Raw genomic sequence first — 13,257 nt, 5'->3', positions numbered from 1 at the left:
ACCCGGGGTCGCTCAGCCCTGCTTCTGGTTCTGTTCGGCGATCTGGCGGCGCACCTCATCCATGTCGAGGGCCTTGACCTGGGTCACGAGGTCCTCGAGCGCGGCCGGGGGCAGGGCGCCGGCCTGGTTGAACACGAGGACGCCTTCGCGGAACGCCATGATCGTCGGGATGGACCGGATGTTCGCCGCCGCCGCGATGCCCTGTTCGGCCTCGGTGTCCACCTTGGCGTGCACGACATCCGGATGCTTTTCCGACGACGACTCGAAGGTGGGGGCGAAGGAGCGGCACGGCCCGCACCACGATGCCCAGAAGTCGACGAGAACCACGTCGTTACCGGTGATGATGTCGTCGAAGTTCTGCTGCGTGAGAGTCTGGGTGGCCACGGGGATCCTTTCGGTCGGGTACTGATCGCGTCAACGTCGTGTCGCGACCGTTTCTTCCCGCGGGTACCCGTTCTGCCCGTCGATACCCCCGTCGATACCTGCTGCGCCGGCTCCGAGCGCGTCCGTGGGCACCCGGTGGGTCACCGCACGCGGGCGGGTTCGGTGCGGAAGGTGCGACGGTAGCTGTGCGGGGTGGTGCGGCGCAGGCGCAGGAAGTGCTGCCGCAGGACCGCGGCCGTCCCGAAGCCGACGCGGTCGGCGATGACGTCGACGGGCAGGTCGGTGGTCTCGAGCAACCGTTGGGCCGCGAGGACCCGTTGATCGCGCAGCCAGCGGGCGGGCGTCGTCCCGGTCTCGGCCAGGAACCGCCGCGCGAAGGTCCGCGCGGACATGTGCGCCTTCGCGGCGAGCGCCGCCACGGGCAGATCCTCGTCGAGGTGCTCGGTCATCCAGTCGAGCAGGGGTGCGAGTGTCTCGGCGGGTGCCGTGGGCAGCGGCATGGCGACGTACTGGGCCTGCCCGCCGTCGCGGTGCGGCGGGACCACCATCCGGCGCGCGATGCCGTTGGCCACGTCGGAGCCCTGTTCCTTGCGGACGATGTGCAGGCACAGGTCGATTCCGGCGGCGGTGCCGGCACTCGTGAACACCGGGTCGTCGTCGACGTAGAGCACGTCCGGATCGACCTTCGCGGCCGGGAAGCGTTCGGCCAGCCGCGGGGCGTGGCGCCAGTGGGTGGTGCAGCGGCGATCGTCGAGCAGGCCGGCGGCGCCCAGCACGAACGCTCCCGTGCACAGGCTCGCGACCCGCGTGCCACGGTCCACCGCCGCCCGCAGCTTGGCGAACAGCGGCTGCAGGTCGGCGATCTCGTCGGCGACGCCGCACACGAACGACTCGTCCAGGTCGGCGATTCCGGTGCCGCCGGCGGGAATCACGATCAGATCCGCGTCGTCGAGGCGATCGAGATCGTAGGGGACGTCGATCGTGTACCCGAACCGGGTGGTGACCGGGCGGGGGCTGCCCGCGACGAGGCTGAAGTCGTACACGGGCAGCCCGTCGTCGGATCGGTCGAAGCCGAACACCTCGCAGGCGACGCCGAGTTCGAAGGCCTCGGTGCGGGGCAGCAGCGGCACGACCACCGTCGTCAGCATGCCGCCCAGTCTGCCACCAGGTTGGCCGGAAATCGACGATACGTGTCGTTTCTGCCGCTGTCGGCGGGTCGGTCCGGGGACCAGGCTGAGACCATGACCGTCCTCCTGTTCGTCCTCGTCGTGTTCGTGGCGCTCGACGCCCTGGCGCTGGCCGGCCGGACGCCCGATACCCACCGCGAGGAAACCCAGTTCGGCGACTACCGCGTCTGACCCGGCACCGGGCCGCGGCGGCGCGGCGTCACACCACCCGCCACTCGCGTCGCGCCTCGCCGTCCCACCGCCGGATGCCGGCCGACACGCCCGTCAGCTCCCGGGTGCCCGCTCGGGTCGCCGTCAGCGCCGATCCGAGCCGGCCGGGCGGCACCCGGCGGGCCAGGGTCACGTGCGGGGTCCACTCGCCGGGCCGGATGTGCGCCGGGACACCCGGACAACCGTCGATCAGCGCGAACACCATCCGTTGCAGCTCGAGCAGTTCGGCCGTGGGCACCACCAGCCGCGCCACCGTCGCGGTACGCGAGCCGAACAGCACCATCCCCCCGAGCCGCACCGGCAACGGCTCGCCCGTGATCTGCTCCCGCATCGCCCCTTCCACGCCCGGCGGAATCGACGCGGCGACCGCGAGCGTGATGTGCGGGCGGTTCGACTCGGACCGATTGCGGGCCTGACTGGACAGTCCCACGTCCAGCAACCGCGACCATTCCTCGCGGACCGCCTGATCCAGACGGTCGTCGAGGAGCAGTTCCACCGACTGCACCATGGTGGGTAATGATTGCCGCATGACCGACGCCGTCGCAATCCCCGCCCCGCACCGCATCGGACTGCTCGAAGGAGACGGGATCGGTCACGAGATCGTCCCGGCCGCCCGCCGGGTGGTCGACGCCGCCGTCGCCGCCGTGCACGGCCCGGAGATCGACTGGGTGCCGCTGCCGCTCGGCGCCGATGCGATCGCCACCCACGGCACACCCACCCCCGAATCCACCCTCGACGCACTCGCGGGCCTGAACTCGTGGATCCTCGGACCGCACGACAGCGCCGCCTATCCCGACCCGTTCCGCGCGCAGCTCACCCCGGGCGGACAGATCCGCAAGCGGTTCGATCTGTACGCCAACATCCGTCCCGCCCGCGCCCTGCCCGGTGTCCGCGCCGTGTCCCCGCGCATGGATCTCGTCATCGTGCGGGAGAACACCGAAGGGCTCTACGCGGACCGCAACATGGTCGTCGGCAGCGGCGAATTCATGCCCACCCCCGACGTCGCGCTCGCCGTCGGCGTCGTCACCCGGGCGGCCTGCGAACGCATCGCCCACACGGCCTTCCGGCTCGCCACCCGTCGCCGCCGCCGCGTCACGATCGTGCACAAGGCCAACGTCCTGTCCCTGACCACCGGCCTGTTCCGGGACGTCTGCCGCGAGATCGGCGCACAGTATCCGTCGGTGACGGTGGACGACGAGCACGTCGACGCCATGGCCGCCCACCTCGTCCGCCACGGTGCCGACTACGACGTCGTCGTCACCGAGAACATGTTCGGCGACATCCTCTCCGACCTCGCGGGCGAACTGTCCGGCTCGCTCGGCACCGCGGCGTCGATCAACGCATCCGACACCCAGGCCATGGCGCAGGCCGCACACGGCGCCGCCCCGGACATCGCCGGCCGCAACCGCGCCAATCCCACGGCACTGATCCTGTCCGCCGCGATGCTCCTCGACCGGCTCGGCACCGCCCACGACCTGCCGGAGTTCGCCGCCGCGGCCCGCCGGATCGAGCACGCCGTCGACGCGACCGTCGAGGCGGGCGTGGCCACCGCGGATCTCGGCGGCCTCGCTTCGACCGCCGAATTCACCGAGGCCGTCGTCGCCCGCACTCGTCGCCGCTGAGCTCGCAGCTCTTGACCTCGAGTCGGCTCGAGGTCCTACCGTGGCCGCCATGACGACCGAGATCCTGCGCATCGACAAGTTCTCCGTGCCCGCGGCCGCACGGGAGACCTTCCTCGCCGCGGTCCACGAGACGCACCGCGAGCTGCGTACCCAGCCCGGGTTCCACGGCGACGACGTCGTCGAACTGTGCTCCGGCCCGAGCGAATACAACATCGTCACCGTGGTGCGCTGGGCGGACCACTCGGCACTGCAGCGGGCCCGGGCGGCCCTGCAGGAGAGCCACGCACGCCGGGGGTTCGACCCGGCCGCGTTCCGGCTCGAGCTCGGCGTCGTCGCCGACCTCGGCAACTACGTACCGGTCGCCGCCGGCGACCGGTAGGCAGGTGCGGCCGTCGACACCGAGGGCCGTCCGGCGCGGATTCCGTAATCCGGGCCCGCCGATGGATACTGTGCGGTTGTGGACGAACCAGCACCTACCGGACCGACCGGCCGCCGACGCCTCGTCGCGGGGCTGCTCGGGACGTTGCTGACGGCCGCGGTCCTGTCCGGCTGCGTCGTCAACACCGAGTCGACCGTGCCGCCCGGCGAACCGGTCGGCGCCGAACGGGTCGAGGCGATCGCCGACCAGCTGCCGGCGCCCGTCGCGGCGACCGGCGAGCTGAAGGTGGGCGTCAACGTGCCGTACGCCCCGAACGAGTTCAAGGACGACGACGGGCGCATCGTCGGTTTCGCGGTCGAACTCGTCGACGCCCTCGGCGACGTCCTCAGCGTCCGTCCGGTGTTCAGCGAATCCGACTTCGACCGCATCATCCCCGCAGTCCAGGCCGGCACGTTCGACATGGGTTCGTCGTCGTTCACCGACACCGAGGAACGCGAACAGTCCGTCGACTTCGTCACCTACTACAGCGCCGGCGTGCAATGGGCCCAGCGCGTCGGCGACGACGTCGACCCCGACAACGCCTGCGGGTTGCGGGTCGCGGTGCAGACCACCACCTACGAGGACATCGACGAGGTGCCCGCCAAGAGCGAGGCGTGCGTCGCCGCCGGCAAACCGCCGATCGACAAGGTCAAGTACGACAGCCAGGACGAGGCCACCAACGCCCTCATCCTCGGCCGTGTCGACGCCCTCTCGGCCGACTCGCCGATCACCGCGTACGCAATCGCCCGTAGCGACGGCCGGCTCGAAACCGCCGGAGCCGTGTTCGACGCCGCCCCCTACGGCTTCGTCGTCGCGAAGGGCTCGCCCCTCGGACCCGTGCTGCAGCAGGCGATGCAGCACCTCATCGACTCCGGCGTCTACGCGCGCATCGCGCAGCGGTGGGGCATGGAAGAAGGAACCATCGACACCGCGCAGATCAACGCGGCGACGAGCTGAGCGAAAGGGGTGCGATGAGCGACCGCTCGACATCCGTCACCGGACCGGAACCGCAGACCGAACCGGAAACCATCAAGGCCGTGCCGCTGCGCCGGCCCGGCCGCTGGATCGCCGGCATCGTCGTCGCCGTGCTGCTGGCGCTGTTCCTCTACGGCGCCGCCACCAACGAGGCGTACCGCTGGGACGTGTACGCGCAGTACCTGTTCGACCGCCGCATCACCGAGGCGGCCTGGAAGACCGTGCAGCTGACCGTGCTGGCGATGCTGCTCGCCGTGCTCCTCGGCGTGCTCCTCGCGGTCATGCGCCTGTCACCGAACCCGGTGCTCAAGACCGTCTCGTGGGTGTATCTGTGGATCTTCCGCGGCACCCCCGTCTACGTGCAGCTGGTGTTCTGGGGTCTGTTCCCCTCGATCTACAAGCAGCTCGACCTCGGCATCCCGTTCGTGCACCAGTTCGTGCACATCGACCTGCAGGGCATCAACGCCGCCTTCCTGTTCGCCGTGATCGGCCTCGGGCTGAACGAGGCCGCCTACATGGCCGAGATCGTGCGCGCCGGGATCGGCTCGGTCCCCGAAGGCCAGACGGAGGCCTCGGTGGCGCTCGGCATGTCGTGGTCGCAGACCATCCGCCGCACCGTCCTGCCGCAGGCGATGCGGGTGATCATTCCGCCGACGGGCAACGAGCTCATCAGCATGCTCAAGACCACCTCGCTGGTCGCGGCGGTGCCGTACAGCCTCGAGCTCTACGGCCGCGCCCGGGACATCTCCGGCGCCAACTTCCAGCCCATCCCGCTGCTGCTGGTCGCCGCCACGTGGTACCTGGCCATCACGAGCCTGCTCATGGTGGGCCAGTACTTCCTGGAACGGCACTACTCGAAGGGCCTGAGCCGCCAGCTCACCGCGCGGCAGTTGCAGGCTCTCGCCGACGCGCAGGGCAAGCCCGTCCCCGTCGAGCCCGGCGCGGCGCAGGCACCCGACATCCCCGGAGGAGAACGCCGATGACACCGATGGTCCAGGCCGACCGGGTCTACAAGAGCTACGGTGCCCTGCGGGTGCTCAACGGCATGTCGCTCGACGTGCCCGACGGCACCGTGGCATGCCTGATCGGGCCCTCCGGCTCCGGTAAGTCCACCTTCCTGCGCTGCATCAACCACCTCGAGAACATCGACGCCGGCCGCCTGCACGTCGACGGCCATTTCGTCGGCTACGCCGAACGCGGGGGCAAGCTCTACGAGCTGAGCCCGCGGGCGGCGGCCAAGCAGCGCCGCGAGATCGGCATGGTGTTCCAGCACTTCAACCTGTTCCCGCACCGCACGGCCCTCGAGAACGTCATCGAGGCGCCGATGCTGGTGAAGAAGATGCGCCGCGCCGACGCCGTCGCGCTGGGGCGGGAACTGCTCGACAAGGTCGGGCTCGCGGCCAAGGCCGACGCCTACCCGGCCCAGCTCTCCGGCGGCCAGCAGCAGCGCGTGGCCATCGCCCGCGCCCTGGCCATGGAGCCGAAGCTCATGCTCTTCGACGAGCCCACCTCCGCCCTGGACCCCGAGCTCGTCGGCGAGGTTCTCGCGGTGATGCGGGACCTCGCCGCCGGCGGGATGACGATGATGGTGGTCACCCACGAGATGGGCTTCGCCCGCGAGGTCGCCGACCAACTGGTGTTCATGGACGGCGGCGTGGTCGTCGAAGCCGGTGCTCCCAGGGAACTGCTGCGCAATCCGCAGCACGAACGAACCCAGTCGTTCCTGTCCAAGCTGCTCTAGCGGTCGGGCCCCTCAGCGGCCGCTGTCGGGCTCTCCGCAGTGTTCGGCGATCACGGCCCGCGCTGCGCGCTCCAGCGCGACGGCCGCGTCCCAGCCGTCTCCGGACGGGAGGATCGGCTCGCCGACGACGAGGTGGATCGCTCCGCGGTGGATGATCCTGCCGTGATCGGGCCACATCATCGCGCGGGTGCCGGTGATCGCGACGGGGACCACCGGAAGACCCGCCCGTGCGGCGATCACGAACGCACCCAGGTGGAAGGACCGGAGCCCGGGCACCGGCGACAGCGCGCCTTCGGGGAACACCACCAGGCGGCCCCCGGCGCGTGCCTCCTCGACCAGCCGATCGGCGTCGGCCACGCTCTGCTCACGTTCGGTCCGTTCGACGAACCGCGTACCGATCCGCCGCAGGAGGAAACCGATGAACGGCTTGCGCTCGAAGACCTCCCCGGCCACGAACGTGTAGCGGCCCGGCAGGATCGTCGACAACGCGATGCCGTCGAGGAAGCTGGCGTGGTTGGCGACCACTACGCAGTTCGGCAGCCGCACGAGATGCTCGGCCCCTTGCGCGGTCACCGGGGTGCGGGTCAGGCGGGCGAGACCGCGGGCGGCCCTGCGCGCGGCCGCGCGGCGCGCCGGGAGGCGGGGCAGCACCGCCATGGCGATCAGGGTCGGCAGGCCGACCGCGAGGACCATCGACCAGCACCACAGGGCGAACGCACCGGTCCGGACGAGCTGCGCCGCCCGCCGCAGGCTCGGGATCGCGCCGCGGACCGCGAAGCGGGTCAGCTGCCACCACACCGGCCGGGGACGGGCCCGCACGTCGCCCTGCTCGTAGCGTTGCCGGGTGGCGGAACGCCGGATCTTGCCGCTCGAGGTCTTGCGCACCGTTCCGGGTGGGGCGAGCACGATGTCGTCCGGCGGTGTTCCGAGCAGATCCACGGAGACCCCGACGATGCGCTCCCGGAGCCGGTCCAGGGTGGCTGTCTCGGTCTCGCGCGTCTCGGCCAGCACGACCAGGCGTTCGGTGCCGGCGGTCTGCGCGGAGGTCGCGAAGACCGCCACGCAGCCCTTCCGGAGTCCCGGGATCTCGCCCACCGCCCGCTCGAGCTCCTCCGGGTGCAGGTTGCGGCCCGCGCGGATGACGAGGTCCTTGATGCGGCCGGTGACGTAGAGTTCGCCGTCGTCGAGATAGCCGAGGTCGCCGGTGTCGAGCCAGCCGTGCCGGGACAGCGCCTTGGTCGCCTGCGGGTTGCGGAAGTACCCCGCGGTGGCCGAGGGGCCGCGGAACTCGATCCGGCCCTCGCGCCGGTCGCCGAGCACGTTCGCAGCCGAGTCGACCACCCGGATCCGGTGATCCGGGATCGGCCGGCCGCAGGCGACGAAGCGCAGCGGGTTCGGGTCCTCGTCGGTGGCGGGGGCCGCCCGGCCGGTGCGCAGGAAACGTTCGCGGGCGACCGAATCGATCACCGGTCCCCGTCCCACGGGCGGGAAGGTGAGGCCGACACATGCTTCGGCCAGCCCGTAGACCGGGGCCAGGGACTCGCGGCGGAGTCCGTAGGCGGCGAACCGCTCGCCGAACCGGATCACGGTGTCCGCGTTCACGGCTTCGGCGCCGTTGAACAGCATGCGCAGCGAGCCGAGGTCGAGCCCCTCGACGTCGGCGTCGGCGATTCGGCGCAGGCACAACTCGTAGGCGAAGTTCGGAGCCGCCGACAGGGTGCCGCGGTGGGTGTGGATCGCCCACAGCCACTGCGCCGGGCGGGCGAGGAACTCCAGCGGGGACATCACCGCCAGCGGCACCCCGAAGTACAGGCCGGACAACCAGGCGCCGATCAGGCCCATGTCGTGGTAGAGCGGCAGCCAGCTGACGAAGACGTCGGAGGTGGAGACCTCGGCTGCCTTGCCCATCGCACGGATGTTGGCGAGCAGATTCGCGTGGGTCAGGGTCACGCCCTTGGGGTCGCCGGTGCTGCCGGAGGTGTACTGCAACAGGGCGATGTCGCCGGCGCCGCGCGGTCCGCCGGTCGCCTCCCCGCAGCCGGCCAGGTCGCCCGGGGTCAGGACGTGGCGCACCGTCTCCACCTGGCCGCGCGTCAACCGGGCCAGGCGGGCGGCCTCCGGGTCGGTGACCAGCACACGGGTCCGTGCGTTGTCGAGAATGTGCACCTGCCGACGGAGGTGCTCGGCGAGCTGGGAGGGACGCGCCGGCGGATAGACCGGTACCGGGACGCCCCCGGCCAGGAGCACGCCGGTGAACGTGGTGAAGTAGTCCCGGCTGGTGGGAAGCATGAGGCCGACCGCGTCACCGGGCCGGAGATCGTGGGCGAGCAGCGCGGCGGACACCGTGGCAGCCGCGGAATGCAGCTCGCCGTAGCTGATCTCGCTCTGGTGTCCCTCGGTGAGAATGCGCAGGTGGACCCGATCCGGATGGGTGCGGGCGTGCCACGAGAGCGCCTCGGTCAGGGTCGCGGTCGCGTCCGGCGTCCGGTCGGTGCATGGGGGCGCCGCCCGTCGCGCGGGCACCGGCCGGCGGCGCTCCCGCGCGGGTGCGTGGTGCACCGCCGTCAGCAGCTGACGCGGGGTGGTCACGGTGCCGAGCACCCCATGATCCAGGCTCACCCCGAACGCATCCTCGACGCGGGAGATCAGCTCGGTGACCGCGAGACTGTCGAGCCCGAGATCACGATCGAAGACGCTGTCGAGCCGTGTGCCGGCCGCGCGATCGACCGTGTACCTCTCGGCCACCAGATCCCGGACCACCGAGAGCAGCAGGGCATCGTCCTGCCCCGGGGTCGCAGGCTCGCTCACGGTCGTCTCCCGTCTGTGGGAGGGACGGGTCGTCCTGCTGCCCAACATAGGCGGCCGCTCCGGCGACCAGAAGGGCCGAAGGCCCCCGGGTGCCGGTTCACGCGGACCCGGTGCCTGCTCGGTGCCGGGGCACCCGGAGAAGCCGGAACGGCTCGACGAGCAGAAGCACCGCCACCGCGAGGTAGAACGCCACCGCGAGCTGCGGCAGGAACGCCGCCAGGAGGGTCGATGCGGCCATGAGTACCGCCACCGACCATCGTTCCCGGGCCAGCGCCGGCAGTTCGGCCCGGCCCGCCTCGTCGGTCAGGTCGGCGTTGCGCACGGCGTAGGCGATCAGCACGTTGCTCATGAGTATCGCCAGGGCCAGGTTCAGGCCGAACGCCACCGTGGCCGACCTTCGCGCCGCGTCGGACAGGTGGGTCGCCATCAGGCTGGTGGTGAACGGCAGGACGGTCACGAACAGCAACCGCAGCAGATTCAGGCGCAGGAAGACCCCGTCGGTCGCCCGCAGCAACCGGGTGAGGTTGCTGCGGGCGACCCACACACCACCGATGAAGGCGAAGCTGACCAGGTATCCCAGGAAGGAGGGCCACTCGGCGCGCAGGTCCTCGAGCAGCCGGGCTGCGGAGTCGGGTACGTCCAGTTCGAGGACGAGCAGGGTGATCACGATCGCGAAGACGCCGTCGGAGAACGCGTCGAGCCGCGTGGTGGGCAGCTACCGGCCGCCGTGCCGCGGCGGGTCGCGGTGATCGGCGCGGGGCGCTCGCGGTGCGCCGGAGTCGTCCTCGGCGGGCGTCACCCCACGACCATGACACAGGCGGGGACCGGGCATCGGCCGGACGGGTGATCGGCCGGGCGGGCGGTCGCGGGCGGGTCAGTCCGGTTTACGGCTGCAGAAGATCGCGGTGCCGGGGAACAGTTCCCCGCGCAGCGGGCTCCACTGGCCCCACTCGCGGTCGAGCCCCTCCGGCCATTCGGGTTCGACGATGTCGCGTACCTCGAGGCCGGCCGCGACGAGTTCTCGGACCCGATCCCCGACGGTGCGGTGATGCTCGACGTAGGTGGGGACGCCGGCCTCGTCGACCTCCACGTACGGGGTGCGGTCGAAGTACGGCAGCATCGCGGTCAGTCCCCGCTCACCGGGGTCGTCCGGGAAGATCCAGCGGATCGGGTGGTTGACCGCGAACACCCAGATCCCGCCCGGGCGCAGCACCCGCGCGACCTCCCGCATGACCCGCGCCGAGTCGGCGACGAACGGTACCGCCCCGAACGCCGAGCACGCGATGTCGAAGCTCGCGTCCGGGAAGGGCAGGTCCTCCGCGCCGGCCTGCACGAGCGGTACCCGCGGCCCGCCGCGGTCCATCGCGGTCAGCCCGCGCGCGAGCATCCCCATGGAGATGTCCAGACCCACCGCCCGGGCGCCCCGGCCCGCGAGCCAGCGGGCGCACGGCGCCGACCCGCAGCCGAGCTCGAGGACGTCCTTGCCGGCGACGTCGCCGAGCAGGTGCACGTCGCCCTCGTGCAGCCCCTCCGGGCACCATACGAACTCGCCCTCCGCCGAGTCCACGCCGAGGAACTCGCCGTGGGTGCGGTGGTAGTCCGCGGCGTCGGCGTCCCACCAGGTGCGGCTCGCGCGCTCACTGTCCCGCGTGCCGAGGCGGGCCCGACCTGCGCGGGTGGCTCCCAGGACGGACTGGGCGTGGGCGTGACGGTCGTCGGACATGTCGTTCAGCGTAGAGCCGCGGGCCCGCCGCGCCCGGGCCGGGTTTGCCCAGCTAGCACCGGGACGCGTAGCCTGATGATCGCGAGTGTCCGCCCGTGGCCCGATAAGGATCCGGCGCGGGCGCCCGCGGCGGAGTGTGCGTGGCGTTCGCGCGGCGCGCGGTCCGCTTGTCCGACCGAACTTCATCAACCGACACCAACCCGTCCGGAGCAACTCAACACATGCCCTCCACCACCGTCACCTCGCCGCAGGTAGCCGTCAACGACATCGGCTCCGCCGAGGATTTCCTCGCCGCCATCGACGCCACGATCAAGTACTTCAACGATGGCGACATCGTGGAAGGCACCATCGTCAAGGTTGATCGCGACGAGGTGCTGCTCGACATCGGTTACAAGACCGAAGGCGTCATCCCGTCCCGCGAGCTCTCCATCAAGCACGACGTCGACCCCAACGAGGTCGTCTCCGTCGGCGACGAGGTCGAGGCCCTGGTTCTCACCAAGGAGGACAAGGAAGGCCGCCTGATCCTGTCGAAGAAGCGTGCGCAGTACGAGCGCGCGTGGGGCACGATCGAGGAGCTCAAGGAGAAGGACGAGGCCGTCAAGGGCACCGTCATCGAGGTCGTCAAGGGCGGCCTGATCCTCGACATCGGCCTGCGTGGCTTCCTGCCCGCGTCGCTCGTCGAGATGCGCCGCGTCCGCGATCTGCAGCCGTACGTCGGCAAGGAGATCGAGGCCAAGATCATCGAGCTCGACAAGAACCGCAACAACGTGGTCCTGTCGCGTCGCGCCTGGCTCGAGCAGACCCAGTCCGAGGTCCGCAGCGAGTTCCTGCACCAGCTCCAGAAGGGCCAGGTCCGCAAGGGCGTCGTGTCCTCCATCGTCAACTTCGGCGCGTTCGTCGATCTGGGCGGGGTCGACGGTCTGGTGCACGTCTCCGAGCTGTCCTGGAAGCACATCGACCACCCGTCCGAGGTCGTCGAGGTCGGCAACGAGGTCACGGTCGAGGTTCTCGACGTCGATCTCGACCGGGAGCGCGTGTCGCTCTCGCTCAAGGCCACCCAGGAAGACCCGTGGCGTCAGTTCGCCCGGACCCACGCGATCGGTCAGATCGTCCCGGGCAAGGTCACCAAGCTCGTTCCGTTCGGCGCGTTCGTCCGCGTCGAGGAGGGCATCGAGGGCCTGGTGCACATCTCCGAGCTGGCCGAGCGCCACGTGGAGGTTCCGGACCAGGTCGTGGCCGTGGGCGACGACGCGATGGTCAAGGTCATCGACATCGACCTGGAGCGTCGCCGCATCTCGCTGTCGCTGAAGCAGGCGAACGAGGACTACAACGCCGAGTTCGACCCGTCGAAGTACGGCATGGCCGACAGCTACGACGAGCAGGGCAACTACATCTTCCCCGAGGGCTTCGACCCCGAGACCAACGAATGGCTCGAGGGCTTCGAGAAGCAGCGTGAGGAGTGGGAGTCCCGCTACGCGGAGGCCGAGCGTCGCCACAAGATGCACACCGCGCAGATCGAGAAGATGGCTGCCGACGAGGCCGCCGAGGCTGCCGCGGGTGTCTCCGGCACCAACTACTCGTCGGAGACGGGTGCCGAGACCGGCACCGCCGAGTCGACCGGTGGTTCGCTGGCCAGCGACGCGCAGCTCGCCGCGCTGCGCGAGAAGCTGTCCGGCAACGCCTGACACGTTCGAGCGAGGGGCCCCGCACCTGCCGGTGCGGGGCCCCTCGCGTTTTCCGCGCCGGCAGACAGCCTGCACCGGACGCTGGTCCCCCCGGAAAAGGCCGCGGCCCCGCTCCTCGAGGCGCGGGGCCGCGGCCTTCGGCGTCGCGCCGACCGGATGCCGGAGGTGCTCAGCTCACCGCCGGGGTGCTGGCCCACTGGGCCGGCAGTTCGGCGGCGCGCTTGCGGATCGCCGCCTGGCTGTGGCGGGCGTTGCTGAGCAGCATGGTGAACCAGTTACGCCGGTGCTCGGCGAGCGCGGCGGCGACCTCGGGGATGAGGATGCAGTGAACACCGTTCTCCATGCCGAGGCGATGCCGACCGGGCAGCTGAGGGGAGGATCGCATGCGGTGCCTTTTCGAGTGGGGCGGGTAATGACGATGGTCGGACGCTCGGTCCGACGATATCCGACGCGCCGATGATACTGGGGCAGGCGAGGCGGGTGAGATGGGCGTGTTGCCGACGA

General features: G+C 70.8%; 13 protein-coding genes. 6 read left to right on the top strand and 7 right to left on the bottom strand.

Translation table 11 applies throughout. The annotated features are described in order from the left end of the window. Positions 1-12: 12 nt before the first annotated feature. The 3 genes from trxA to KZJ41_RS15820 form a co-directional block, all read right to left on the bottom strand. Positions 13-384 carry a thioredoxin gene (gene trxA, locus KZJ41_RS15830; RefSeq protein ID WP_006941139.1) on the bottom strand — a complete coding sequence of 124 codons (372 nt, stop codon included), beginning with the start codon at positions 382-384 and terminating at the stop codon, positions 13-15. Positions 385-524: 140 nt separating this feature from the next. After that, a complete protein-coding gene (locus KZJ41_RS15825; protein ID WP_029544004.1) occupies positions 525-1,532 on the bottom strand; it encodes a GlxA family transcriptional regulator in 1,008 nt (335 codons plus the stop codon). 238 nt (positions 1,533-1,770) lie between these two features. Next, complete coding sequence (locus KZJ41_RS15820; RefSeq protein WP_029544002.1) at positions 1,771-2,289, bottom strand: 2'-5' RNA ligase family protein; 519 nt, start codon at positions 2,287-2,289, stop codon at positions 1,771-1,773. Positions 2,290-2,308: 19 nt separating this feature from the next. Here KZJ41_RS15820 and KZJ41_RS15815 point away from each other — a divergent pair, with 19 nt between their 5' ends. The 5 genes from KZJ41_RS15815 (at position 2,309) to KZJ41_RS15795 (ending at position 6,537) form a co-directional block, all read left to right on the top strand. Beyond that, positions 2,309-3,403, top strand: a complete 1,095-nt coding sequence (locus tag KZJ41_RS15815; protein WP_006941144.1) for an isocitrate/isopropylmalate dehydrogenase family protein — start codon at positions 2,309-2,311, stop codon at positions 3,401-3,403. A 49-nt stretch (positions 3,404-3,452) separates the two neighbouring features. Then, positions 3,453-3,782, top strand: coding sequence for an antibiotic biosynthesis monooxygenase (locus KZJ41_RS15810; protein WP_065922519.1), 330 nt, complete (start codon positions 3,453-3,455; stop codon positions 3,780-3,782). Positions 3,783-3,914: 132 nt separating this feature from the next. Next, positions 3,915-4,778 (top strand): ABC transporter substrate-binding protein, encoded by an 864-nt coding sequence (locus KZJ41_RS15805; protein ID WP_065923458.1) that lies wholly within the window; start codon positions 3,915-3,917, stop codon positions 4,776-4,778. 14 nt (positions 4,779-4,792) lie between these two features. Continuing rightward, complete coding sequence (locus KZJ41_RS15800; RefSeq protein ID WP_006941147.1) at positions 4,793-5,779, top strand: amino acid ABC transporter permease; 987 nt, start codon at positions 4,793-4,795, stop codon at positions 5,777-5,779. After that, the gene (locus KZJ41_RS15795; RefSeq protein WP_006941148.1) at positions 5,776-6,537 is read left to right on the top strand and encodes an amino acid ABC transporter ATP-binding protein; all 762 of its coding nucleotides are present in this window, start codon (positions 5,776-5,778) and stop codon (positions 6,535-6,537) included. The genes KZJ41_RS15800 and KZJ41_RS15795 overlap by 4 nt, the downstream gene beginning before the upstream one ends. A 12-nt stretch (positions 6,538-6,549) precedes the next feature. Here KZJ41_RS15795 and KZJ41_RS15790 read toward each other — a convergent pair whose 3' ends face one another. The 3 genes from KZJ41_RS15790 to KZJ41_RS15780 form a co-directional block, all read right to left on the bottom strand. Next, the gene (locus tag KZJ41_RS15790) at positions 6,550-9,345 is read right to left on the bottom strand and encodes an AMP-binding protein (protein WP_065922520.1); all 2,796 of its coding nucleotides are present in this window, start codon (positions 9,343-9,345) and stop codon (positions 6,550-6,552) included. 97 nt (positions 9,346-9,442) lie between these two features. Continuing rightward, positions 9,443-10,060, bottom strand: a complete 618-nt coding sequence (locus KZJ41_RS15785; protein WP_256997143.1) for a TMEM175 family protein — start codon at positions 10,058-10,060, stop codon at positions 9,443-9,445. A 159-nt stretch (positions 10,061-10,219) separates the two neighbouring features. Continuing rightward, complete coding sequence (locus KZJ41_RS15780; RefSeq protein ID WP_065922521.1) at positions 10,220-11,068, bottom strand: class I SAM-dependent methyltransferase; 849 nt, start codon at positions 11,066-11,068, stop codon at positions 10,220-10,222. Between the two features lie 221 nt (positions 11,069-11,289). Here KZJ41_RS15780 and rpsA point away from each other — a divergent pair, with 221 nt between their 5' ends. Further along, positions 11,290-12,753: a 30S ribosomal protein S1 gene (gene rpsA / locus KZJ41_RS15775; RefSeq protein WP_029543987.1), complete on the top strand. Its 1,464-nt coding sequence runs from the start codon at positions 11,290-11,292 to the stop codon at positions 12,751-12,753. A 169-nt stretch (positions 12,754-12,922) separates the two neighbouring features. Here the strand turns inward: rpsA and KZJ41_RS15770 are convergent, their stop codons facing one another. Then, on the bottom strand, positions 12,923-13,138 hold the full coding sequence (locus KZJ41_RS15770) for a hypothetical protein (protein ID WP_006948069.1): 216 nt from the start codon (positions 13,136-13,138) through the stop codon (positions 12,923-12,925). Between the last annotated feature and the right edge of the window lie 119 nt (positions 13,139-13,257).

Source organism: Rhodococcus sp. 11-3 (assembly GCF_023704055.1).
Taxonomy (GTDB): domain Bacteria; phylum Actinomycetota; class Actinomycetes; order Mycobacteriales; family Mycobacteriaceae; genus Rhodococcus; species Rhodococcus aetherivorans.
The sequence above is the reverse complement of the archived record's forward strand: the minus strand, read 5'-3'. Positions and strand labels throughout refer to the sequence as shown.

Coding starts and splice junctions, on each gene's coding strand:
- KZJ41_RS15815 (WP_006941144.1), top strand. CDS start 2,309: ATGACCGACGCCGTCGCAATCCCCGCCCCGCACCGCATCGGACTGCTC.
- KZJ41_RS15770 (WP_006948069.1), bottom strand. CDS start 13,138: ATGCGATCCTCCCCTCAGCTGCCCGGTCGGCATCGCCTCGGCATGGAG.
- KZJ41_RS15800 (WP_006941147.1), top strand. CDS start 4,793: ATGAGCGACCGCTCGACATCCGTCACCGGACCGGAACCGCAGACCGAA.
- KZJ41_RS15795 (WP_006941148.1), top strand. CDS start 5,776: ATGACACCGATGGTCCAGGCCGACCGGGTCTACAAGAGCTACGGTGCC.
- KZJ41_RS15810 (WP_065922519.1), top strand. CDS start 3,453: ATGACGACCGAGATCCTGCGCATCGACAAGTTCTCCGTGCCCGCGGCC.
- KZJ41_RS15825 (WP_029544004.1), bottom strand. CDS start 1,532: ATGCTGACGACGGTGGTCGTGCCGCTGCTGCCCCGCACCGAGGCCTTC.
- KZJ41_RS15780 (WP_065922521.1), bottom strand. CDS start 11,068: ATGTCCGACGACCGTCACGCCCACGCCCAGTCCGTCCTGGGAGCCACC.
- KZJ41_RS15820 (WP_029544002.1), bottom strand. CDS start 2,289: ATGGTGCAGTCGGTGGAACTGCTCCTCGACGACCGTCTGGATCAGGCG.
- rpsA (WP_029543987.1), top strand. CDS start 11,290: ATGCCCTCCACCACCGTCACCTCGCCGCAGGTAGCCGTCAACGACATC.